Origin of the sequence: Streptomyces sp. NPDC096012, from assembly GCF_040426375.1 — a bacterium.
Lineage (GTDB): Bacteria > Actinomycetota > Actinomycetes > Streptomycetales > Streptomycetaceae > Streptomyces.
Genome location: NZ_JBEOTD010000041.1, coordinates 1 through 21,625 on the forward strand (window position 1 = coordinate 1; position 21,625 = coordinate 21,625).

General features: G+C 73.1%; 19 protein-coding genes. 13 read left to right on the plus strand and 6 right to left on the minus strand.

Features of this window, described 5'->3' with window-relative positions:
- The 4 genes from ABVB68_RS30025 to ABVB68_RS30040 all read left to right on the plus strand — a co-directional run.
- Positions 1–684, plus strand: a 684-nt coding sequence (locus tag ABVB68_RS30025; protein WP_353604321.1) for an alpha-glucosidase C-terminal domain-containing protein, incomplete at its 5' end; no start/stop codon positions are given.
- A 31-nt stretch (positions 685–715) separates the two neighbouring features.
- Positions 716–2,080 (plus strand): maltokinase N-terminal cap-like domain-containing protein, encoded by a 1,365-nt coding sequence (locus tag ABVB68_RS30030; RefSeq protein WP_353604322.1) that lies wholly within the window; start codon positions 716–718, stop codon positions 2,078–2,080.
- A 4-nt stretch (positions 2,081–2,084) separates the two neighbouring features.
- A complete protein-coding gene (gene glgB / locus ABVB68_RS30035) occupies positions 2,085–4,289 on the plus strand; it encodes a 1,4-alpha-glucan branching enzyme (RefSeq protein ID WP_353604323.1) in 2,205 nt (734 codons plus the stop codon).
- A 91-nt stretch (positions 4,290–4,380) separates the two neighbouring features.
- Entirely contained in the window at positions 4,381–5,469 is a 1,089-nt protein-coding gene (locus ABVB68_RS30040) for a glutamate--cysteine ligase 2 (protein WP_353604324.1), read from the plus strand.
- 9 nt (positions 5,470–5,478) lie between these two features.
- On the opposite strand, the gene ABVB68_RS30045 is transcribed toward ABVB68_RS30040, so the two are convergent.
- Complete coding sequence (locus ABVB68_RS30045) at positions 5,479–5,712, minus strand: DUF6480 family protein (RefSeq protein WP_353604325.1); 234 nt, start codon at positions 5,710–5,712, stop codon at positions 5,479–5,481.
- 150 nt (positions 5,713–5,862) lie between these two features.
- Here ABVB68_RS30045 and ABVB68_RS30050 point away from each other — a divergent pair, with 150 nt between their 5' ends.
- The 5 genes from ABVB68_RS30050 (at position 5,863) to ABVB68_RS30070 (ending at position 12,578) form a co-directional block, all read left to right on the plus strand.
- Positions 5,863–7,758: an AMP-dependent synthetase/ligase gene (locus ABVB68_RS30050; RefSeq protein ID WP_353604326.1), complete on the plus strand. Its 1,896-nt coding sequence runs from the start codon at positions 5,863–5,865 to the stop codon at positions 7,756–7,758.
- A gap of 175 nt (positions 7,759–7,933) precedes the next feature.
- Entirely contained in the window at positions 7,934–8,368 is a 435-nt protein-coding gene (locus ABVB68_RS30055; protein WP_353604327.1) for an ATP-binding protein, read from the plus strand.
- Positions 8,369–8,580: 212 nt separating this feature from the next.
- A complete protein-coding gene (locus tag ABVB68_RS30060) occupies positions 8,581–9,957 on the plus strand; it encodes an NAD(P)/FAD-dependent oxidoreductase (protein WP_353604328.1) in 1,377 nt (458 codons plus the stop codon).
- 96 nt (positions 9,958–10,053) lie between these two features.
- Positions 10,054–10,263 (plus strand): DUF4287 domain-containing protein, encoded by a 210-nt coding sequence (locus tag ABVB68_RS30065; RefSeq protein WP_353604329.1) that lies wholly within the window; start codon positions 10,054–10,056, stop codon positions 10,261–10,263.
- A gap of 95 nt (positions 10,264–10,358) precedes the next feature.
- Positions 10,359–12,578 (plus strand): FUSC family protein, encoded by a 2,220-nt coding sequence (locus ABVB68_RS30070; protein ID WP_353604330.1) that lies wholly within the window; start codon positions 10,359–10,361, stop codon positions 12,576–12,578.
- Between the two features lie 19 nt (positions 12,579–12,597).
- Here the strand turns inward: ABVB68_RS30070 and ABVB68_RS30075 are convergent, their stop codons facing one another.
- A complete protein-coding gene (locus tag ABVB68_RS30075) occupies positions 12,598–13,440 on the minus strand; it encodes a SigB/SigF/SigG family RNA polymerase sigma factor (protein WP_353604331.1) in 843 nt (280 codons plus the stop codon).
- 234 nt (positions 13,441–13,674) lie between these two features.
- Positions 13,675–14,109, minus strand: coding sequence for an ATP-binding protein (locus tag ABVB68_RS30080; protein WP_353604332.1), 435 nt, complete (start codon positions 14,107–14,109; stop codon positions 13,675–13,677).
- A gap of 126 nt (positions 14,110–14,235) precedes the next feature.
- On the opposite strand from ABVB68_RS30080, the gene ABVB68_RS30085 reads away from it, so the two are divergent.
- Together ABVB68_RS30085 and ABVB68_RS30090 are read left to right on the plus strand one after the other, a co-directional pair.
- Positions 14,236–14,442 (plus strand): hypothetical protein, encoded by a 207-nt coding sequence (locus tag ABVB68_RS30085; RefSeq protein ID WP_353604333.1) that lies wholly within the window; start codon positions 14,236–14,238, stop codon positions 14,440–14,442.
- 299 nt (positions 14,443–14,741) lie between these two features.
- Positions 14,742–15,200: a cyclic nucleotide-binding domain-containing protein gene (locus ABVB68_RS30090; protein WP_353604334.1), complete on the plus strand. Its 459-nt coding sequence runs from the start codon at positions 14,742–14,744 to the stop codon at positions 15,198–15,200.
- A 112-nt stretch (positions 15,201–15,312) separates the two neighbouring features.
- Here ABVB68_RS30090 and ABVB68_RS30095 read toward each other — a convergent pair whose 3' ends face one another.
- On the minus strand, positions 15,313–16,608 hold the full coding sequence (locus ABVB68_RS30095; protein WP_353604335.1) for an MFS transporter: 1,296 nt from the start codon (positions 16,606–16,608) through the stop codon (positions 15,313–15,315).
- A gap of 84 nt (positions 16,609–16,692) precedes the next feature.
- A complete protein-coding gene (locus ABVB68_RS30100) occupies positions 16,693–17,307 on the minus strand; it encodes a LysE/ArgO family amino acid transporter (protein WP_353604336.1) in 615 nt (204 codons plus the stop codon).
- Positions 17,308–17,373: 66 nt separating this feature from the next.
- Here ABVB68_RS30100 and ABVB68_RS30105 point away from each other — a divergent pair, with 66 nt between their 5' ends.
- Together ABVB68_RS30105 and ABVB68_RS30110 are read left to right on the plus strand one after the other, a co-directional pair.
- Positions 17,374–18,261, plus strand: coding sequence for a LysR family transcriptional regulator ArgP (locus ABVB68_RS30105; RefSeq protein WP_353604337.1), 888 nt, complete (start codon positions 17,374–17,376; stop codon positions 18,259–18,261).
- A 701-nt stretch (positions 18,262–18,962) separates the two neighbouring features.
- Positions 18,963–19,214: a WhiB family transcriptional regulator gene (locus tag ABVB68_RS30110; RefSeq protein WP_353604338.1), complete on the plus strand. Its 252-nt coding sequence runs from the start codon at positions 18,963–18,965 to the stop codon at positions 19,212–19,214.
- Between the two features lie 447 nt (positions 19,215–19,661).
- Here the strand turns inward: ABVB68_RS30110 and ABVB68_RS30115 are convergent, their stop codons facing one another.
- Complete coding sequence (locus tag ABVB68_RS30115) at positions 19,662–21,461, minus strand: sensor histidine kinase (RefSeq protein ID WP_353604387.1); 1,800 nt, start codon at positions 21,459–21,461, stop codon at positions 19,662–19,664.
- Between the last annotated feature and the right edge of the window lie 164 nt (positions 21,462–21,625).

Below are 21,625 nucleotides of genomic sequence, written 5' to 3' on the forward strand. Positions count from 1 at the left end.
TGGGCCGAGTACGCCAAGGACCCACGGATGCGCGCCAACATCGGCATCCGCCGCCGCCTCGCCCCCCTCCTCGACAACGACCGCAACCAGATCGAACTGTTCACCGCCCTGCTGCTGTCCCTGCCCGGCTCGCCGATCCTCTACTACGGCGACGAGATCGGCATGGGCGACAACATCTGGCTCGGCGACCGCGACGCCGTCCGCACCCCCATGCAGTGGACCCCCGACCGCAACGCCGGCTTCTCGACGTGCGACCCGGGACGCCTCTACCTCTCCACGATCATGGACCCCGTCTACGGCTACCAGGTCACCAACGTGGAAGCCTCCATGTCCTCGCCGTCCAGCCTGCTGCACTGGACGCGCCGCATGATCGAGATCCGCAAGCAGAACCCCGCCTTCGGCCTGGGCTCCTACACCGAACTGCCCTCCTCGAACCCGGCGGTGATCGCCTTCCTGCGCGAGTACGAGGACGATCTCGTGCTGTGCGTCCACAACTTCTCCCGCTTCGCGCAACCCACCGAGCTCGATCTGCGGACCTACGACGGACGGCATCCGGTCGAGCTGATCGGCGGAGTGCGCTTCCCCGCCATCGGTGAGCTGCCCTATCTGCTCACCCTGCAAGGCCACGGCTTCTACTGGTTCCGGCTCACCCGAGTCGCATCCCGCATCGGCCGCCGCCGCTGAAGGCTCGGCGCCGAGGAAAGGACGCGTCACCATGCCGAAGACCATCACTCCCCGACCGAGAACCGCCGTCGGCGTCGACGGCCCGCTCATCTCGCTCGGCGCGCTGTTGCGCGAGTGGTTGCCGAGGCAACGCTGGTTCGCGGGCAAGGACCGGCCCGTCACCGACCTGTCGGTGCTGTCCGTGACCGAGCTGTTCCCGGGGTGTCTGCATCTGCTGGTGCACGCCTCGCACGCGCCCGTGCCCACGCCCGGGGGCACGTCCCCGCCCGGGGACTGCTACCAGCTGCTGCTGGGGCTGCGCGACCACCTGGCGCCGCGGCTGGAGCGGGCGTTCATCGGCCGGGCGAGCGAGGGACCGCTGGCCGGCCTCGCGGTCTACGACGCGCTGCACGACCCGCGCTCGGCCCACCTGCTGCTGGAGCGTCTGCGGCAGCCGGGCACCGCGGGCCCGCTGCGCTTCGAGGCGGACCCGGCCGCGCTCCTGCCCGGGGGCCTGCCCCCGCGCCTGCTCGACGCCGAGCAGTCCAACTCCTCGATCGTGTACGGCGACGCGTACATCCTGAAGGTGTTCCGCCGCATCCAGCCGGGCGTCAACCCCGACCTCGAGGTGTCGGCCGCGCTGGCCGCCCAGGGCTGCACCCGGGTGCCCGCGCCGGTGGCCTGGTTCGGGACGACCGAGCCCCGCCCGGCCACGCTCGGCGTCCTGCAGCCGTTCCTGCCGGACGCCACCGACGGCTGGACGCTGGCCCTGCGGGCGCTCGCCGCCGGTGACGACTTCACCGCCGAGGCCCGCGGACTGGGCCGGGCCATGGCCGAGGTGCACCTGGCGCTGGCCGACGCCTTCCCGCCGGCCGGCCCTGGCGAGAACGGCCGTACGGCCGAGGCGATGTGCGCCCGGCTGGACGCCGCCGCGCACGCGGTGCCCGGGCTGCTGCCCTTCGTGCCCGGCCTGAAGGCGGCGTTCGGGGCGCTCGCCACCTGCGACACCGGGCCGCCCGCCCAGCGCATCCACGGCGACCTGCACCTCGGGCAGGTGCTGCGGGCCGGCCGCGACTGGTTCGTCATCGACTTCGAGGGCGAACCCTCCCGGCCGCTCACCGAGCGGCAGGCCCCGCAGTCCCCGGTGCGGGACGTGGCCGGGATGCTGCGCTCCTTCGACTACGCGGCCCGGCAGCGCCGCCCCTGGCGACCCGAATGGGCGCGCCGCTGCCGGGAGGCGTTCTGCGCGGGCTACGCGGCCCGTGCCGGCTGGGACCCACGCAAGAAGCACGCGCTGCTGCGCGCGCACGAGACGGACAGGGCGGTCTACGAGGTGCTGTACGAGGCGAGACACCGACCGGACTGGCTGCCGGTACCGATGGCGGCGATCAAACGACTCGCCGTGTGGGGAGGCTGACGTCATGGCACTGCGCGACACCTCGCGTCCCGAGGCCGCGGGCCCCCCACCGCCCGTGGCGGTCCCGCTGGATCCCGCCGACCGCGACCGCCTGCTCGGCGGCGCCCACCACGATCCGCACTCCCTGCTGGGCGCCCACCCGGTACCGGGCGGCACCCTGTTCCGGGCGCTGCGCCCGAACGCCCGGGCGGTGAGCGTCGTGGCCGACGGCGTGCGCACCGGGCTCGAGTCGGAGGGCGGCGGGCTCTTCAGCGGCGTGCTCGCCCACCCGGAGGTCCCGTCGTACACGCTGCTGGTGGAGTACGACGACGGGGAACAGGAGGTGCAGGACCCGTACCGCTTCCTGCCCGCCCTCGGTGAGCTGGACCTGCATCTGATCCGGGAGGGCCGCCACGAGGAGCTGTGGCGGGCGCTCGGCGCCGAGCCGATGACCCACCAGGGGGTGGCCGGCACCCGCTTCACGGTGTGGGCGCCCAACGCCCAGGGCGTCCGGGTGGCCGGGGACTTCACCTACTGGGACGGGACGCAGTACCCGATGCGCTCGCTCGGCGCGTCCGGGGTGTGGGAGCTGTTCCTCCCCGGGATCGCCGAGGGCACCCGGTACAAGTTCGAGATCACCTCCCGCCACGGTCACCGGTTCCTGAAGGCCGACCCCATGGCGCGGCGCACGGAGGTCCCGCCGGACACCGCGTCGATCGTGACGTCCTCGCGCTACGCGTGGGGTGACGCCGAGTGGATGGCGCACCGCGGTGACACGCCCGTGCACGAGGCGCCGTTCTCGGTGTACGAGGTGCATCTGCCGTCCTGGCGCCCGGGCGCGACGTACCGGCAGCTGGCCGAGGAACTGCCCCGGTACGTCAAGGAGATGGGCTTCACCCATGTCGAGCTGATGCCGGTCGCCGGGCATCCGTTCAGCGGCTCCTGGGGCTACCAGGTCACCTCCTACTACGCGCCGACGCCCCGGCTCGGCTCGCCGGACGACTTCCGGCACCTGGTGGACGCGCTGCACCGGGCCGGCATCGGCGTGATCATGGACTGGGTGCCGGCGCACTTCCCGAAGGACGACTGGGCGCTCGCCCGGTTCGACGGGGACCCGCTCTACGAGCCCGGGGACTGGCGGCGGGCGGAGCATCCGGACTGGGGCACCTACGAGTTCGACTACGGGCGGACCGAGGTGCGCAACTTCCTCGTCGCCAACGCCGTGTACTGGTGCCAGGAGTTCCACATCGACGGGCTGCGCGTGGACGCCGTCGCCTCCATGCTCTACCTCGACTACTCACGGGACTCCGGCCAGTGGGAGCCGAACGTCTTCGGCGGGCGGGAGGACCTGGACGCGGTGGCCTTCCTGCAGGAGATGAACGCCACCGTCTACCGGCGCTGCCCCGGCGTGGTCACCATCGCCGAGGAGTCCACCGCCTGGGGCGGCGTCACCCGGCCCACGGACGGCGGCGGGCTCGGCTTCGGGCTGAAGTGGAACATGGGCTGGATGCACGACTCGCTGGAGTACGTCAAGAAGGAGCCGGTGCACCGCAAGTACCACCACAACGAGATGACGTTCTCGATGGTGTACGCCTACAGCGAGAACTACCTGCTGCCCATCTCGCACGACGAGGTGGTGCACGGCAAGCAGGCGCTGGTGTCGAAGATGCCCGGCGACTGGTGGCAGCGGCGTGCGGGCCACCGCGCCTACCTGGGCTACATGTGGGCCCATCCCGGCAAGCAGCTCCTGTTCATGGGGCAGGAGTTCGCCCAGGGCGCCGAGTGGTCCGAGTCGCACGGCCCCGAGTGGTGGCTGCTCGGCGACGACTACCACTCCGCGGGCGACCACCGGGGCGTCCAGCAGCTCGTGCGGGACCTGAACGGGTGCTACCGGGCGACGCCGGCGCTGTGGCAGCGCGACACGGACCCGGGCGGCTTCCGCTGGGTGCTGTGCGACGCGGCGGACGACAACGTCTTCGCGTTCCTCCGCTTCGACCACGAGGGGTCCCCGCTGCTGGCGGTGTCGAACTTCTCCCCCGTCGTCCGGCACGACTACCGGCTGTGGGTGCCCGGCGAGGAGACCGCCTGGCAGGAGGTGCTGAACACCGACGACGTCCGCTACGGCGGCGGCGGGGTCGGCACCGGGGGGCCCGTGAAACCGGAGAGCGACGGGACGCTGCGTCTCACGGTCCCGCCTCTCGCCACGGTCTGGATGGCGCCGGAGCGCTGAAGGCCGCAGGTGTCGGCGGCCGTACCAGGGGCAGTCGGGGGCTACAGACCCACGACTGCCCCTGGTGGCATGGACAGAAGGGCGGCACCACGTGCGCACCGTCGGTGTGGAGGAGGAACTCCTGCTGGTCGATCCGGACAGCGGCGACCCGAAGGCGCTGGCAGCGGCCGTGCTCGCCCGGGCCGCTCAGGACGATCCCGGCCAGGAGATCTTCGAGAAGGAGCTGTTCGGGCAGATGCTGGAGTTCGCCACGCATCCGCAGGCGGACCTCACGGCCCTCGGCGAGGAGATCGTCCGCTGCCGCAAGGAGGCGGGCCGGCACGCCGGTGAGATCGGCTGCGCGGTCGCCGCGCTCGCCACCTCGCCGCTGCCGGTGAGTCCCTCCCTCAGCATGAACGAGCGCTACCGCTGGCTGGCCGAACGGTACGGGATCCCCACCTGGGACCAGCTCGTGTGCGGCTGCCACGTCCATGTGTCGGTGGAGTCCGACGAGGAGGGCGTCGCGGTCCTCGACCGCATCCGCCCGTGGCTGTCGGTGCTCCGCGCGATCAGTGCCAACTCCCCCTTCTGGCAGGGCCAGGACACCGGCTACGCCGGCTACCGCAGCCGGGTGTGGAACCGCTGGCCGTCGGCCGGCCCGACGGAGCCGTTCGGGTCGGCCGAGCAGTACCACCGCCGGGTGGCCGACATGGTCGGCACCGGAGCCATCCTGGACGAGGGGATGGTCTACTTCGACGCGCGGTTGTCGGCCCGCTACCCCACGGTGGAGATCCGGGTTGCGGACGTGTGTCTGTACGCGGACACCGCCGTCCTGATCGCGGCACTGAGCCGTGCCCTCGTGGAGACGGCCGCACGCGACTGGCGGGCGGGCCGGCCGGCGCCCGGCCACAGCGTGAGTCTGCTCAGGATGGGCGACTGGCGGGCCGCCCGGTTCGGTCTCGACGGGGACCTGCTGGACCCGGCGACGATGCGGCCCCGGCCCGCCGCCCAGGTGGTGCGCGCCCTGCTGGAGCACACCGGGGACGCGCTGACCGACTTCGGGGACGCGGCCCGCGCCGGGAGGGCCGTCGAGGAGCTGCTGCGCGACGGCAACGGCGCACGTGAGCAGCGCAGGCTGCTGGAGCGCGCCGGCAGTCTGCGGGACGTGGTCACCGGGTGCGTCCGGCTCACCCAGGGCTGAGCGGGCTGGTCACAGGATCAGCACCAGGGCGTACACGAGGAAGAAGGCCGCGATCAGGGCCACGAGGAGGAGGATCATCGTCAGCGGTGCCTTGGCCCATCCTCTGGCTTGAGCGTCCGGCTGGCGGGGCCCGGCCTCGGGCATGCTGCTCTCGGCGGGCGGGGTCTCGCCGGGCGGGACGCCGCCGCCGGGTTCTAGTCCGGTGGTGCGCTCGGGCTCCGGATCGGGGTTCACGTGGGTCATGTCCCCCGGGTCCCCAGGACACGGCCACATCATCAGCCGATCACGACTTTCGCGTTCCCGGCGCCGAGCGCGGCCGCCTGGGCTACATTCGAGCACCGCCGACACAGAGCCGTTCGGTGGAGTCACCCTGCGTACACCCGGGAGCAGCGCATGCGAGACGTCGCACTCGCGCCGACCGTCACCCCGCCGCTCACCGGCGGCCTCGCCGACAGCATCTTCCACACCGCGGACCGCAGCCCGGCCCTGCCCCTCCTCGCGCGCCGCACGGGTGAGGCCACCGGGTGGGAGGAGGTGACGGCCGTGGAGGTACGGGACGAGGTGACCGACCTGGCCAAGGGGCTGATCGCCGCCGGGATCTCCCCCGGGCACCGGGTGGCCCTGATGTCCCGCACACGCTACGAGTGGACCGTGCTCAGCCTCGCGCTGTGGGCCGTGGGCGCCGAGGTGGTGCCGATCCATCCGCGCTCCTCGCGCGACCAGGTCGAGTGGATCCTGCGGGACGCCGGCTGCGTGGCGGTGGCCGTCGAGGACGAGCAGGGTGCCATGACCATCGGCACCGTGTGCGCGGGACTGCCGAGACTGCGGTACGTCTGGCAGCTCGACGCGGGCGCGCCGGCCGAACTCGCCGAGCTGGGCAGGGACGTGCCGTACACCACCGTGGAGTCGCTGCGCCGGATCGTGCTGCCGGACGCCACCGCGGCCGTCGTCTACACCTCCGGCGCCTCGGGCCGCCCGATGGGGTGCGCGCTGAGCCACCGCGGGCTCGCCTATCCCTGCGACACGCTGCTGGCCGGCTGGGGCCACACCGCGGCGCCGCCCGGCGTACAGCCCTCGGTGCTGGCCTTTGTGCCGTTCTCCCACGTCTACGGCCTCATGATCATGCTGATGTGTGTGCGCGGCGGTGTGCTGATGGCGCACGAGCCGGAGCCGACCGAGGCGGCGCTGGCGTCCGGGCTGGCCACCTTCCGGCCGACGTACCTGTACGGGGTGCCGTCGTTGTTCGAGAAGCTGTACAAGAACTTCCTGCGCGCGGCGGAACAGGCGGGCCGGGGAGCGCTGTTCGAGCGGGCGGCACGGACCGCGCGGGACTTCGCCGCGGCCGAGGAGCGGCGCCGGCTGGGCGGTGGTACCGGCCCGGGGCTCGACCTCAGGCTGCAGCACGCGCTGTACGAGCGGACGGTGTACCGCCAGCTGCGCGCGACGCTCGGCGGCCGCGTGCTGCGCGGTACCTCCGGCGGTTCCCCCCTCAGCCGCGAGCTGTCCCTCTTCTACGAGGGCATCGGGGTGTACGTGCACGACGGGTACGGACTCACCGAGGCCTCCGGCGGGATCACGATGCAGCCGCTCGGCCGGGAGAAGTCGGGGACCGTGGGCCGGCCGCTGCCGGGCACCGAGATCCAGGTGGCCGACGACGGGGAGATCCTGGTGCACGGGCCGTCGGTCTTCCAGGGCTACGTCAGCGACGAGACGGCGACACGCGCCGCACTGCGCGGCGGCTGGCTGGCCACCGGGGACATCGGGCGGCTGGACTCCGAGGGCTATCTGACGATCACCGGGCGCAAGAAGGACATCATCGTCACCAGTGGCGGCAAGAGCGTGGCTCCGGCCGTGCTGGAGCAGCGGTTGCGCCTGCATCCGCTGGTCCACCAGGCGGTGGTGATCGGTGACGACCGGCCCTGTGTCGGTGCCCTGATCACCCTGGACCCGGAGTTCCTCGCACACTGGCGCCGGTCGCTGATGCTGCGCGGGGAGGCGGCGGGCCGCGAGAGCCGGGAGGACAACGCGCTGCGGGAGGAGCTCGGCCGGGCGATCGCGTCGGCCAACAGCGCGGTGTCCCGCGCCGAGTCCATCAGGGTCTACCGTGTTCTCCAGGAACCGTTCGCTGTCGACAAGGGGCTGCTCACCCCGTCCCTGAAGCTGCGCCGGGACGCCATCGTGCGCCACTACGCGGCCGAGATCGAGGCGATGTACCAGGCGCGCTCCGGGTCCCGGCGGGGCTCGTACGAGCCGGCCGACTGGGACGAGCCGGACGATGTCTTCCGCTGAGGAGGTGGGAGCGACGTCCGCACGCCGAGGGGGCGGCACGGCGGATCCGGGACGGCCTGCGGACGGATAGGCCGCCCGGCTCGGGGAACCCGCCGCAGGGAGAGATCAGCGACGACGACCGTCCTGGCGGAAGGGGCCCGGGAACCCCTTGCCGGCCGGGAGCGGGGAATGCGAGATGGCGACGGAGCCGCGTTGGGAAGACACACATCCCGCGGAGGAGAAGTACGAGCGTACGTTCTCCTTCGCGGGTGAACTGCGCAATGTCACGGAGGCGCGGGTCGCCGCAGAGGACTACCTGTCCACGCTGGCCAGGCAGGCGCCGCCGGACGCGCACGAGTACTGGGACGACATCCTGCTGGTGGTGACGGAGCTGGCCGCCAACGTGATCCAGTACGCGCCCGGGCCCTTCGCCCTCCGGATGCGCCGCACCTTCGACGGCGTCCACGTGACGATGCGCGACACCAGCACCACCAAGCCGGAGCCACGGCCCTTCCACCCGCGCACCGGCGGTGGCGGGATCGGCTGGCATCTGGTGCACACGCTGTGCAGCCAGGTCAGCGTCGTCGTCCACGACCACGGCAAGGACATCCACGTGTTCCTGCCCTGGTGAGGCCGCGGCCCGGCCCGGCCCGGATACGACGTGTAGCCGGGCGCCGGCCGGTTACTCCGTCCGGTGCGGGGCGTTCCGGTGTCCCCGTGTTCCGCTGCCTGCCGCACCCCGCTGGCGGAACGGCTCGGGCCGGGGTGGGATCGATGTTGGTGCCGAGCGATCCAGGGCATGCGAAGGGCGTCGAGTCGGACCGCCTGGAGCCGCAGAAAGGGATGAACACCGTGACACGACCCAGGATCCTGGTGGTTGGCGCAGGCTTCGCCGGAGTGGAGTGCGTCCGCCGCCTGGAGCGGAAACTCGCCCCCGACGAGGCGGACGTCACCCTGGTGACGCCCTTCGCCTACCAGCTCTATCTGCCCCTGCTGCCCCAGGTCGCGTCCGGCGTGCTCACGCCGCAGTCGATCGCCATCTCGCTGCGCCGCAGCAAGAAGTACCGCACCCGGATCCTCCCGGGCGGCGCGATCGGGGTGGATCTGAAGGCCAAGGTGTGCGTCGTGCGCACCATCACCGACAAGATCGTCGACGAGCCCTACGACTACATCGTGCTGGCACCGGGCAGCGTCACCCGGACCTTCGACATCCCGGGTCTGACCGACTACGCCTTCGGGATGAAGACGCTCGCGGAGGCCGCCTACATCCGCGACCACGTCATCACCCAGCTCGACCTCGCCGACGCCAGCGACGACCCGGCCGAGCGGGCCGCGCGGCTGCAGTTCGTCGTCGTCGGCGGCGGGTACGCCGGGACGGAGACCGCGGCCTGTCTGCAACGGCTCACGCACGCCGCCGTAGAGCGCTACCCGCGCCTGGATCCGGGCCTGATCAAGTGGCATCTGATCGACATCGCCCCCAGGCTCATGCCGGAGCTGGGCGACAAGCTGGGCCGCAGTGCGCAGGAGATCCTCAAGCGCCGGGGCGTCGACGTCTCGCTGGGGGTGTCCATCGCCAAGGCCGGGCCGGAGGAGGTGACCTTCACCGACGGCCGGGTGGTGCCGACGCACACGCTGATCTGGACGGCGGGCGTGGTCGCCAGCCCGCTGATCGGCACGCTCGGCGCGGAGACGGTGCGCGGCCGGCTGGCGGTCACCGCCGAGATGTGCCTGCCGGGCCACGACGGCGTGTTCGCGCTCGGGGACGCGGCCGCGGTGCCCGACGAGGCCAAGGGCCAGGAGGGCGCGGTCTGCCCGCCCACCGCCCAGCACGCCATGCGCCAGGGCAAGAAGGTCGCCGACAACGTCATCGCGTCCATGAAGGGCCGGCCGCTCGAACCGTACGTGCACAAGGACCTGGGACTCGTCGTCGACCTCGGCGGCAAGGACGCGGTGTCCAAGCCGCTGGGCATCGAACTGCGCGGGCTGCCCGCCCAGGCGGTGGCCCGCGGCTACCACTGGTCGGCGCTGCGCACCAATGTCGCCAAGACCCGGGTGCTGACCAACTGGCTGCTGAACGCGGTCGCGGGCGACGATTTCGTGCGCACCGGCTTCCAGGCCCGCAAGCCCGCTCGGCTGAAGGACTTCGAGTTCACCGACTCGTACCTGACGCCGGAACAGGTGCGGGCCCGGGTCGAGGGCAGGGCCGTGGACAGCCAGTGATGTGACGGGCGTCATGGGGGGCCGCCGATCATTTCCGGCCGGTTCGGCGGTCTTCCCCGGTGACCAGGAAACGTCACACGGACGGGACGCACCGGCATGACCGAGAAGACCGTGAAGGGCCCGGCGAGCTACTTCCCCTCGATCGAGAAGAAGTACGGCCGCCCGATCGGCGAGTGGCAGGAAGTCATCCGTTCCTCGCCGCTGACCAAGCACATGGAACTGGTCGGCTGGCTCAAGTCGGAGCACGGCCTGGGGCACGGGCACGCAGGCGCACTGGTGGCGGCCACCCTGGCCGGAGGCGGATGACCGGCGCGGCGTGCGATGCTGGGCCGGAGATCGATTTCCGGCACGGGAGAGAGCGCGGCGGCGTGAGGGAAGCGGTGCGGTCGGGTTGGGCACGGATGTGGGACCGGATCTCGGCGTCCGATCCCGGCCTGCTGAGACTCACCGCTGGACTGCGGACGGTGGCGGCCATCGCCCTCACGCTGACCGTGCTGGGTCTGCTGCGGGTCCCGCTGCCCCAGTTGGTGGCCGGCGCCATCGCGGCGATGGTCGCGACGTTCACCATCCGGGAGAAGCAGCGCGCGGCGCAGGCCCGCACCCTCGCGCTCGGCCTGCCGGTGGCCCTGATCTCGGTGACCCTGGGCTCGCTGCTGAACCAACGGGTCGTCGTGGGCGACCTGTTCTTCGTGCTCGTCATCTTCGGCGCCGTCTACAGCCGCCGGTTCGGCGACCGCGGCACGACGCTCGGCCTGATCGGCTTCCAGTTCTACTTCCTCTCCCTGTTCGTGCAGGCGAACATGTCCACGCTGCCCGCCCTGTACGGCGTGCTCGCGCTGGCCTTCGCCTGCAGTGCCCTCGTCCGCTTCGTGCTGCTGCCGCAGACCCCGGCGGGCACCCTCGAACGGCTGCGGCGGGCCTTCCGTGCCCGGCTCGCCCAGCTGATCGCCACTCAGATCGAGCTGCTGGACGCCGGGCCCGAGGAGATCGACAAGGTGCTGGAGGAACTGCGCACCCGCACCGCCCGGCTGCACGAGACGGCGCTGATGATCCAGGGCCAGCTGGAGGAGGGCACCTCCGACGAGGCGACGGCCCGGCTGCTGCAGCGCCGGATCGCGGACGCCGAGATCGCCGCCGAGCGGCTCGGGCTGCTGCTGCTCACGGCCCGCAGTGCGGAGCGGACCGACACACTGACCCTGCATCTGCCGGGCGCCCCCGTGCCGTCCGGTGGTGCGCAGCCGGTGCGGGACGAGGCGACCGCCGTGCTGCGCCGGGACCTCGAGGCGCTGCGCCTGCTCGTGCAGCGGCCGCTCGGTGAGGCGTCGGGGACGGCGCTGGCGCACGTACGCAACCGGCTGCTGGGCTACCGGGAGGAGGCCAACCTGCCGGAGGCCTCCCCTGCCGTGCAGGACGTGTTCCGGGGGCTCGGTGAGTTGGCCCGGGCCGTGCTCGGGCTGCGGACCGCCCTGGAGGGGCCGCAGGACGAGTCCGACGACAGCCCGGCGACGGCCCGCTCCCGCGAGGAGCTGGACGCCGAGGACGCCGCGATCGAGGTCAGCGAGGAGACCGAGCGGGAGGAGGCGGAGCCGTCCGGCCTGAAGCGGCCCACCACGCGCGCGGCCGTGCAGGTGGCCGCCGGTTCCGCCCTGGCCATCACCGGTGGCGAGCTGCTGTCCTCCCAGCGCTGGTACTGGGCGGTGCTGACCTGCTGGATCGTGTTCATCAACACCGCCTCCACCGGCGAGATCCTGGTGAAGAGCTACCGGCGGCTGGTGGGCACGGTCCTCGGCGTGGTGGCCGGTATCGGGCTCGCCGGGCTGGTCGGGCACCACACGTGGACGGCGTTCGGCCTGATGCTGGTGTGCGTCTTCGCGATGTTCTACACGGCGCCCCTGTCGTACACGCTGATGTCGTTCTTCGTCACGGCGATGCTGGGGCTGCTCTACACGCTGCTGCACACCTACACCACCGAGGTGCTGGTGCTGCGCGTGGAGGAGACGGCGCTGGGCGCCGCCTGCGGGGTGATCGCGGCGGCGGTGGTGCTGCCGATCCACACCGGCCGGCGTACCAACGAGCTGCTCGTCGCGGTCCTGGAGCGGCTCGCCGACGTGACCCGGGCGGCAGTGGACCAGCTGAGCGGCGGGGCCGGGACCGGTCTGGTGGAGCGGGCGCGGGAGCTGGACCAGGCGCTGGCCGAGCTGCGCGCGGCCACGCAGCCCCTGACCCATCCGATCACGCCGCTGCGCTCGCGCCGGAACGCCGTCCGGTACGTGGTGGCGCTGCTGGAGACCTGCGCGTACCACGCGCGGTCGCTCGCCGCCACGGCCGAACTGCTGCCGACGCACCCGTCGATCGCGGCGGATCCCCGGCTGCGCGAGGTCTGCGGGCGGATCGTGCACAACATCGAGGCGATCGCGGCGCACGTCGCCGACCCGCGGTCCGGGGCCGAGATCGAGACCGGCCCCAGCATCGCCTCGATGCTGGAGCCGGGAACCCTGCGCACCCCGCGCTACGACCGGGTGACGGACCGGGTGCTGCGCCATCTGCAGCGCCTGGACGAGGCCGTCTCCGGTCTGGCCCGCCTGCTGGGGGTGCGTACGGCGGCGGAGCCGAAGGGGTGACGGCCCGAGCCCGGCCCCTTCAGGGGTGTCCGTCCGTGTGCCGGCCCATGGCCTCGTCGCGGACGCGGGCGCAGCTGCGGCTGATCAGGCGGGAGACGTGCATCTGGGAGATGCCGAGCTGGTCCGCGATCCGGCTCTGCGTCATGTCCTCGAAGAAGCGCATGTACAGGATCGTCCGCTCACGCTCGGGCAGCCGGCGCAGCCCTTCCTTGGCGGCCTCCCGGTCGACGACGACGTCGTAGGAGGAGTCGGTCGCGCCCAGGGTGTCGGCGAGGCTGTAGCCGTCGTCGTCGGTGGAGAGTTCGGCGTCCAGGGACAGGGTGCTGAAGCTCTCCAGCGCCTCCAGGCCCGCGGACACCTCCTCCTCGCTGAGCCCGGTGTGCGCGGCGACGGCGGCGACGGTGGGCTCGGGGCTGCCCGGATTCTGGGTCAGTTCCCGGCGGGCCACCCGCACCCGGTTGCGCAGTTCCTGCACCCGGCGGGGCACCCGCAGGGCCCACATCCGGTCGCGGAAGTGCCGCTTGACCTCTCCGGTGATGGTCGGCACGGCATAACTCTCGAACGCCCCGCGTGCGGGGTCGAACCGGTCGATCGCCTTCACCAGCCCGAGCGCGGCCACCTGGCGCAGGTCCTCGACGGACTCCCCGCGGTCGCGGAACCGGCCGGCGATCCGGTGGGCCATGGGCAGCCAGGCGGTGACGAGTTCGTCGCGTACGGCGTTCCGCTCGGTACCGTCCTCCAGTTCCGCGAGCCGGACGAACAGCTCCGCGGTGTCGGGAGCGTCGTCATGGCTCCGCCGCTGGGGCGCGGCGGAGGCGGTGGCGGGCGTGCCGGGACGGCTGGTCGACAAATCTGTCAGCATGCGGAATCGCTCCTGAACGTGGTTTCAGGGCACGGGCGGAACCGGGGTTCCGGGCCCTGGCCCGAACGGTGGTGTCAGGGTTGGCCGCGGGGAAACCGCCCGATCCGCCGGAAAGGCGGCCTCGGCAGCGGTACAGCTCACCGCTGGGCACGCGCCTCCGGTCCGAAGCACGAGATTCCGTCTGCCCCCCGCCCCCAGGTCCAAACACCGGTGGGCGGAACTTCGAAATCCGCTTCATATCAGGGCGAGGACGGCCGTGATGCGCTTGCCGCCGCAGGGCAGTTCCGTCACTTTGACGTCCCGTGCGAGCCGGCAGACAATGGGCCACCCGTGGCCGCCGGGCCGGGAACGGCCGTGCTCGTCCCTGGGCGCGAGGGCCGTCGGCATCTCGTCGCTGCGGTCGCTCACCGACACCCAGACACCACGGGAGTCGACGTCGACGTCGAAGCCGGTGATCCCGCCGCCGTGCAGAATGGCGTTGGTGGCCAGTTCCGAGGTGACCAGCAGGGCGTCCTCCATGGCCTCGGGCGCGCAGGCGAGGGCGCGGCTGCGGCAGCCTTCGGACACCGCGTGCCGGAGCGTTCTGCGGGCGTCGGCCGGCCGGCAGGGCAGTCGGCGTCGCGGTTCCCGCAGTACCGCCGGGGAGCTGGTCCGGGTTTCGTCGCGCATCCCTTTCCTCCCTGAGTGGTGCCCGGTACGACTGTTCTCTCCTGTTTCGGCTGACCCGTGACCGCGCCTCGAAACACCGTCGGCGCGGGTGCCATCACCGTGGAGCGGCCGGGTACCCGAGCCGGCATGAGTGAAGTCGTGGACGCGGACGAGTTGCTGAGGCGGATCCACCGGGGCAGGGAGCGCGCCGCCGAGGAGGAGCGGGCCTGGCGGGAGCGCGCGCAGAACCTGACGGCGACGGATCCGGAGGGCGCCCGGGAGGCGGCGACCCGGGCGCTGGCGTACGAGGCGGTGCTGGGCGTCCTGGAGGAGATCGCCCGCCCGGGCGGGTAGCCGCCGACACGGAAGGAGTGAGACGTGTCACCCGAGCCGCGGCCGGTTTCCCGGTGACGGCCGGAATGGTTTATCGTTCATTCATAGTGATGCCGGAGCGGACCGGAACCGTTCTTCCGCCCTCCCCGCGTCACCGCATACGGCCCTGGCTGGTCTCCCCCGTCCAGCCAGGGCTTTTTCCTGTCCGGGGGCGCCGGACGCGGAGAGCCGCGTCCTTCGAGGTGCCCGGGGCGAGTGCAGCGGATGAAATGGGTGTGAGCACAGCATCCGAACCCGCCGCCGGCGAGGAGCCCCGCGCCATGACCAAAGCGATCAAACTGCTCACCGCGCTGCCTCAGGCGCAGCGCGAGCGCCTCATGGAACTGGCCGAGGAGGTCTCCTTCCCGGAGGACACGCGGATCTTCGTGGCCGGCGGCACGGCCGACCGGTTCTGGGTGATCCGTTCGGGCGCGGTCCACCTGGACCAGGACGTCACCTCCCGGCAGCGGGTGACCGTGGCGACGCTGGGCGCGGGCGACCTGCTCGGCTGGTCCTGGCTGTTCCCGCCGTACCGGTGGGACTTCGGAGCGGTCGCCTTCAGCAACGTACGGGCCTACGAGTTCGACGGGCCCGCCGTGCTCGGGCTGTGCGTGGAGGACCCCCTGCTCGGCCTCTCCCTGGTCCGGACGGTGGCGGAGGTGCTCGCCAGCCGGCTGGAGGTGACCCGCGGCAAGCTGATGGACCAGTACGCCATCCGGCGGCGCAGCGGGCCGCTGTAGCGGCCGGGGGCGGACGCGCCGCGGCGGCCGGAGGCGGTGGCGGCGCGGCGGCCGGACGCGGTGGCGGTGCCGCGGTCTCCGAGCGGACCCGGAAGCGGGGCGCCGCGGCGGGTCAGATGCGGTAGCGGCGCAGTGCCGGGACCGCGAGGGCCAGGGCCAGCATCACCACGACGACCAGGGCGCCGCCGCCCGCCGCGGCGGCCCGCGGGCCGAAGGCGGAGCCGGCGGTGCCGTGCAGGACGTCCGCCAGCCGCGGGCCGCCCGCGACGACGACCGTGAACACCCCTTGCATCCGTCCGCGCATCTCGTCGGTCGCGGCCGACAGCAGGATCGCGCCCCGGAACACCATCGACACCATGTCGGCGACGCCGCCCGCGGCGAGGAACACCAGAGCGACCCAGAGGTTGCCGCTCAGCCCGGATCCGGCGACGGCCGCGCCCCAGCCGACGACCGCGCCGATGACCATCCACCCGTGCCTGCGGGCCCGCGAGAACACGCCCGAGAACAGGCCGCCGAGCACCGCGCCGACCGGGATGGCGGCGAACAGCGCGCCGAGCGCGAGGCCCTCGCCCCAGGAGTCGTACGTCTGCGCGGCGAGCTGCGGGAACAGGGCCCGGGGCATCCCGAACACCATGGCGACGATGTCGGCAAGGAAGGACAGCAGCAGCACCTTGCGCCCGGCGATGTAGCGGAAGCCCGCGGCGATCTCCCGCAGCCCGGCTCGGCGGCCCGGGGCCCCGCCGAGCGGTGGCAGCGCGGGCAGCCGGAAGACGGCCCACACGGTCGCGCACAGCGCAACGGCGTCGAGGAGGTACAGCTCGGGCAGCCCGATGACCGGTATGAGCGCCCCGGCCAGGAGCGGACCGGCCACCAGGCCGGTCTGGGTGACCGTGGAGCCGAGCGCGTTGGCCGCGGGCAACTGCCCGGCGGGGACCAGACGCGCGATGGAGGCGTTGCGCGCCGGGGAGTTGAGACCGAAGAACGCCTGCTGCAGGGCGAGCAGGACCATCAGGACCACGACCGAGTCGAGACCGGTGGCGGCCTGCGCCCAGAACAGCAGCGACGTCACCGCGATGCCGATGTTGGTGACCAGCAGCAGCTTGCGGCGGTCCACGGTGTCGGCGACCGCCCCGCCCCACAGCGCGAACGCCACCATGGGCACCAGTCCGGCGAGGCTCGCGTAGCCGACCCAGGCCGACGAGTGCGTGATGTCGTAGATCTGCTTGGGCACCGCGACCGCGGTGAGCTGGCTGCCCACGGCGGTGACGACGGTCGACGACCACAGGCGCCGGTAGGCGGGGATGCGCAGCGGGCGGGTGTCCATCGCCCAGCGGCGCCAGCCCTGCCGGGCCGGGGCCTCAGCCGCCGGTGCGTCGATGTCGGTGCTGCCGGTCTCGCTCGTGTCCACGTCTGTCCTGGTTGCTCGTTACATCTTTTCGTTTTCGCGAGCCTGACTATGGCAGTGATCTACGCGCGGACTGAAGGGGGCGTCTCATGATCCGGCGACGAACAGGGCACCCAGCGCCAGCATGGTGACGGCGACCAGGCCGTCCAGGACCCGCCAGGCGGCCGGCCGGGCCAGGAACCGGCCGAGCAGCCGGGCGCCGAAGCCCAGCGCGGCGAACCAGCACAGGCTGGCGAGGGCGGCGCCCAGTCCGAAGGTCCAGCGCAGCGGGCCTCGGTCGGCGGCCAGGGAGCCGACCAGGAACACGGTGTCCAGGTAGACGTGCGGGTTGAGCCAGGTCATCGCGAGGCAGGTGAGAACCGCCCGCCGGCGGGAGCCGGCCGCCTCGCCCTCCGCGCGCAGCCCGGTCCCGGGCCGCAGCGCCCGGCGTGCGGCCAGGGCGCCGTAGCAGAGCAGGAAGACGCCGCCGATGATCCCGACCGCCCTGACCGCGCCCGGCCAGGCCACCACGACCGCCCCCACCCCGCCGACCCCGAGCGCGATGAGCAGCGCGTCGGACAGGGCGCAGATGCCGACCACGGCGAGGACGGCGTCCCGGCGCACTCCCTGGCGCAGGACGAAGGCGTTCTGTGCGCCGATGGCGACGATCAGGGAGAGGCCGGTGCCGAATCCGGCGACCGCGGCGGTCAGGGCTTGGTTCATGCGCTCGACGCTAGGCAGGAGCGCACCGCAAGTACAGCTAAAGATTTTTACGTACCCTTAGCGATTGTGATGTCAGAGCTTCCCCTGGAGCAGGTGCGGACACTGCTCGCCGTGGTCGACGAGGGCACCTTCGACGCGGCCGCCGCGGCCCTGCACGTGACGCCGTCCGCGGTCAGCCAGCGCGTCAAGGCCCTCGAACAGCGCACCGGCCGGGTGCTGCTGCAGCGCACCAAGCCCGTGCGGCCCACGGAGTCCGGGGCGGTGCTGGTGCGCTTCGCCCGCCAGCTCGCCCGGCTGGAACGGGACGCGTGGGGCGAGCTGGGGCTGAGCGGCGCCGGAGAGCCGACGCGGGTGCCGGTCGCGGTGAACGCCGACTCGCTGGCGACCTGGTTCCTGCCGGCCCTGACCCGGGTGAGGGGGCTCTGCTTCGAACTGCACCGGGAGGACGAGGGCCATACGGCGGCCCTGCTCCGGGAGGGAGTGGTGCTCGCGGCGGTGACCTCGTCGGCGGATCCGGTGCCCGGCTGCACGGTCCGGCCGCTGGGCCGGATGCGCTATCTGCCGGTGGCCGAACCGGGGTTCGCCCGGACGCACCTGCACGGGCAGCCCCTGCCGGAGGCGCTCCCCCGCGCCCCCGTCCTGGTCTTCGACCGCAAGGACGACTTCCAGGACCGCTTCGTCCGCCGGCTGGGCGGCACGGACGCCGGCCCGCTCCGGCACTACGTACCCACCTCGGAGGGCTTCGTGGACGCGGTCGCCGCCGGACTCGGCTGGGGCATGGTCCCCGAGGCCCAGGCCGACCCGCTGCTGGACGAGGGACGGCTGACCCTGATCGCACCGGGGCGGTCGGCGGACGTCCGGCTGTACTGGCAGCAGTGGAAGCTCGACTCTCCCGCCCTCGCGGCACTGGCCGACGCGGTGACGGCGACGGCGGCCCAGGCGCTGCACCGCTGAGCCTCGCGGCGACGGACGACGCGGTGACGGCGACGGACGACGCCGCGACGGACGACACGACGGCGGCGGCCGAAGCGCTGCGCCGCTGACATGGGGTCGCCTCGCCGCACGGCCGGCGCTCGACCGGTCCGGGTCCACGACTCCCACCTCCCGACTTCGGGCCGCAGCCCGGCTCCGCGGCTCCCGGCTCCCGACTTCGGGCCGGAGCCCGACCGTGCGGCTCCCGACTCCTTGGCTCCCAGCTCCTCGGCTTCGGGCCCTTTGGCTCCCGGCTCCCGGCTCCCGGTGAGCGATGGCCCCGGCCCCGGTGTGCGGCAACTCCCCATCCCCGGTGGGCTTTCGAGGGCGTTGTCCTGGCGCACGGGCGCCGGGGGCCCTTGCCTGCCGGCCACGCGGTCGGGTTTCCGGGCCCGTTGCCCTGCCGGGCCAACCGGTTCCGGTTGCCCGGTCCGGCCCGCGCGTGACGCGCGGACCGCTCACCACGGAGGCCGGTGCCCGTCCACCGGGTCATCGGCTCCCGTTCACCGGCCCGTTGACCACGTACGGACTCCCCCCGGGCGGTCCTCGCCGGCGGACGGATCGCGATCGTCGCCGGATTCGCTGCCGTTGCGTCGTTTCACGCCGCCCGCGCCGGTCACCCGAACCATGGAACGCATGCGACACGACAGGAAACGACTCCGATCCGATCCCAGGAGACTTCGATGGACAACTGGCGCGAACATGCCGCGTGCCGTCATGAGGACCCCGATCTGTTCTTCCCGATCGGCACGACCGGTCCGGCCCAGGTCCAGGCCCAGCAGGCGAAGGCGGTGTGCGGGGACTGTCCCGTCCGGGAACAGTGCCTCGACTGGGCGCTGGAGACGGGCCAGAGCATCGGCGTCTGGGGCGGCACGACCGAGCTGGAGCGCCGTGCGCTGCGGCGCCGCGCCCGCTCCCGGCCGCGCTCCGGCTGACACCCGGACGCGGGAGGTGGCCGGCTGACCCGGACGCGGGAGGTGGGCCGGCAGGAGCGGGCGGAGGGCGCGCCCGGCGCGGGCGGAGGTCTCGACGGCCACCGCGGCGCGGGGCGCCTCACGCCCGCTCCTGCCGGCCCACCTCGTGTTCCGCGCCCATGGCACGGTCTTCCCCGGCGCTGCCACGTGCTTCCCCGGCGCTGCCACGCGGCGACCGTCTCCCGCGGCGCCGTTCTCGGCGCCCTGCGACGACCCTTCAGGGCGGCGGCGCGCGACCTTCCACGACGCCGCCGCCCCGGCCGGAGTGCCCCGGGGAGCGCCCGCCGGGTGCCGGGCCCCGTGCCCGCCGTCTGAGGGCTCGTCGTGACCGCCGTCTCAGCGCTCCTCGTGACCGCCCTCTCAGCGCTCCTCGTGACCGCCCTCTCAGCGCTCCTCGTGACCGCCCTCTCAGCGCTCCTCGCGTGGCCGGCCGGCGGCCGGCAGTCGCAGGGTGAAGACCGCTCCCTCGCCGGGCTCGCTCGCGGCGTCGGCCGTACCGCCGTGGGCGGCGACCAGATGGCGGACGATCGCCAGGCCCAGGCCACTGCCGCCGGTGCGGCGGCTGCGGGACTTCTCCGCCCGCCAGAAACGGTCGAAGACGTGCGGCAGGTCCTCGGCGGCGATGCCCGGGCCGGTGTCGGCGACCGTGAGGACCACGTCGCCCCCGGCCCGGCGGGCGGCGAGCGTGACGGTGCCGGCGGCGGGGGTGTGCCGCAGTGCGTTGGAGACGAGGTTTCCGAGTGCCTGCCGCATCCGCACCGGGTCGGCCTCCAGCCAGGCGGCGGGGTCGGCCTCGATACCGAGGGCGACCCCGGCGGCGTCGGCGGCGACGCGATGGGCCGCCGCCACCTGGTCCAGCAGGTCGCCGGCGCGCAGCGGCTCGCGGTGCAGGCGCAGGGTGCCGGCGTCGGCGGCGGCCAGGTCCTGCAGGTCGTCGATGATCCGCTGAAGCACGAGCGCCTCCTCGTGCAGGGAGTCCAGCAGGGCGGGTTCGGGCTCGACGACGCCGTCCCGCACCACCTCCAGCCAGCCGCGGATGTTCGTCAGGGGGTTGCGCAGTTCGTGTGCGACGTCGCTGACCATCGCCTTGCGCTGGGCCTCCAGGCGCTCACGGCGCCCGGCCAGGTCGTTGAACGCCTCCGCCAGGATGCCGGTCTCGTCCCGGGTGGTCACGGGCACCCGCACATGCAGCTCGGGCGGAGCCCCGGCGGCCTCGGTCAGCGCACGCAGGGGCCGGACCAGGCGGACGGCGACGACGGCGGTGACGGCGACGGTGACGGCGAGGACCAGGCCCGCCACGCCGACCACCTTGGCCTTGTTGCCCGGGGACATGTCGAAGCGGGAGGGGTTCTGGTCGCCGATGCCGAGGAACAGCTCGGCCTGCGGGGCGACATACGGTTCGAGCTGGGTGCGGCGGGCCGTCAGGACGCAGTGCTCCACGGCCCGGGCGATCGACCCCTTGTTCGCGACCTTGTACTTGGCGAGCAGGTAACCGCCGCCGAAGGAGTCCTTGGCACCGGGGTCGAAGGTGAGGAACAGGCGCCCGTCGAGGCCCACTCCGGCCTCTTTCAGACACGGCCGGGCGAGGCCGGACAGGGTGTCCAGGGCCCTCCGCTCGGTCGGCGTCGGGGAGTTGAGCCGCCCGTCCTCGCACGCCGTGCCGTAACCCGCCGGATCGGTGCCGTCGGCCCGGGTGAGCACCGGCCGCCCGCTCGCGGTCCTCTTCCGTTCGGCCTGCACGCCGTAGCGCTCGTAGCACCGCTCGCGCTCGGCGGCCAGCGCGTCCAGCTTCGCGCGTTCCGGCGCCGGCAGCCGGTAGGGGCCCACCGCGCGCGGGTCGATACCGCTGAGCTGGGCCCCGGGCTCGGTGTAGGTGTCGGTGCGCAGCGGATCGACGGAGGCGGCGGGCCGGGGCGGCAGCGGGGTGCCGTGCGGCGCGGAGTCGGCGACGAAGGTGCGGTCGGCGGTGGTGAGCGCGATCCGTCGCCCCGTCCGCGCGGCCAGGGCGCGAACGGTGTCCCGGACGTCCGTCCAGTCGGAGTGGGTGGCGGCATAGCCGCTGAGTTCGGCGAGGATGCTGTTGTCGGCGGCCAGGTCCTGGCCCTGCTCCTCCTTCAGCGCGCTGGTGGTGGTCGTCACCGCGAGCCAGGCGGTGGCCGCCACCGAGCAGACGGCGATGAGGGCCGAGACGGACAACAGCCGCACCAGCAGCCTTTTGCGCAGCGGGATCCGCCGCTTCGCACCCCGGGACCGCGCACCGGCCCGCTCCACGCCCGTCGCCCGCACCCCGGCCCGCTCCACCCCTTCCGGCGGCGCCTGCGCCCGCTCCACACCCGTCGCCCGGACACCGGTCCGCTCCGTACCCCCCGGCC

Coding starts and splice junctions, on each gene's coding strand:
- ABVB68_RS30030 (WP_353604322.1), top strand. CDS start 716: ATGCCGAAGACCATCACTCCCCGACCGAGAACCGCCGTCGGCGTCGAC.
- glgB (WP_353604323.1), top strand. CDS start 2,085: ATGGCACTGCGCGACACCTCGCGTCCCGAGGCCGCGGGCCCCCCACCG.
- ABVB68_RS30045 (WP_353604325.1), bottom strand. CDS start 5,712: ATGACCCACGTGAACCCCGATCCGGAGCCCGAGCGCACCACCGGACTA.
- ABVB68_RS30050 (WP_353604326.1), top strand. CDS start 5,863: ATGCGAGACGTCGCACTCGCGCCGACCGTCACCCCGCCGCTCACCGGC.
- ABVB68_RS30055 (WP_353604327.1), top strand. CDS start 7,934: ATGGCGACGGAGCCGCGTTGGGAAGACACACATCCCGCGGAGGAGAAG.
- ABVB68_RS30060 (WP_353604328.1), top strand. CDS start 8,581: ATGAACACCGTGACACGACCCAGGATCCTGGTGGTTGGCGCAGGCTTC.
- ABVB68_RS30065 (WP_353604329.1), top strand. CDS start 10,054: ATGACCGAGAAGACCGTGAAGGGCCCGGCGAGCTACTTCCCCTCGATC.
- ABVB68_RS30070 (WP_353604330.1), top strand. CDS start 10,359: ATGTGGGACCGGATCTCGGCGTCCGATCCCGGCCTGCTGAGACTCACC.
- ABVB68_RS30075 (WP_353604331.1), bottom strand. CDS start 13,440: ATGCTGACAGATTTGTCGACCAGCCGTCCCGGCACGCCCGCCACCGCC.
- ABVB68_RS30080 (WP_353604332.1), bottom strand. CDS start 14,109: ATGCGCGACGAAACCCGGACCAGCTCCCCGGCGGTACTGCGGGAACCG.
- ABVB68_RS30085 (WP_353604333.1), top strand. CDS start 14,236: ATGAGTGAAGTCGTGGACGCGGACGAGTTGCTGAGGCGGATCCACCGG.
- ABVB68_RS30090 (WP_353604334.1), top strand. CDS start 14,742: ATGACCAAAGCGATCAAACTGCTCACCGCGCTGCCTCAGGCGCAGCGC.
- ABVB68_RS30100 (WP_353604336.1), bottom strand. CDS start 17,307: ATGAACCAAGCCCTGACCGCCGCGGTCGCCGGATTCGGCACCGGCCTC.
- ABVB68_RS30110 (WP_353604338.1), top strand. CDS start 18,963: ATGGACAACTGGCGCGAACATGCCGCGTGCCGTCATGAGGACCCCGAT.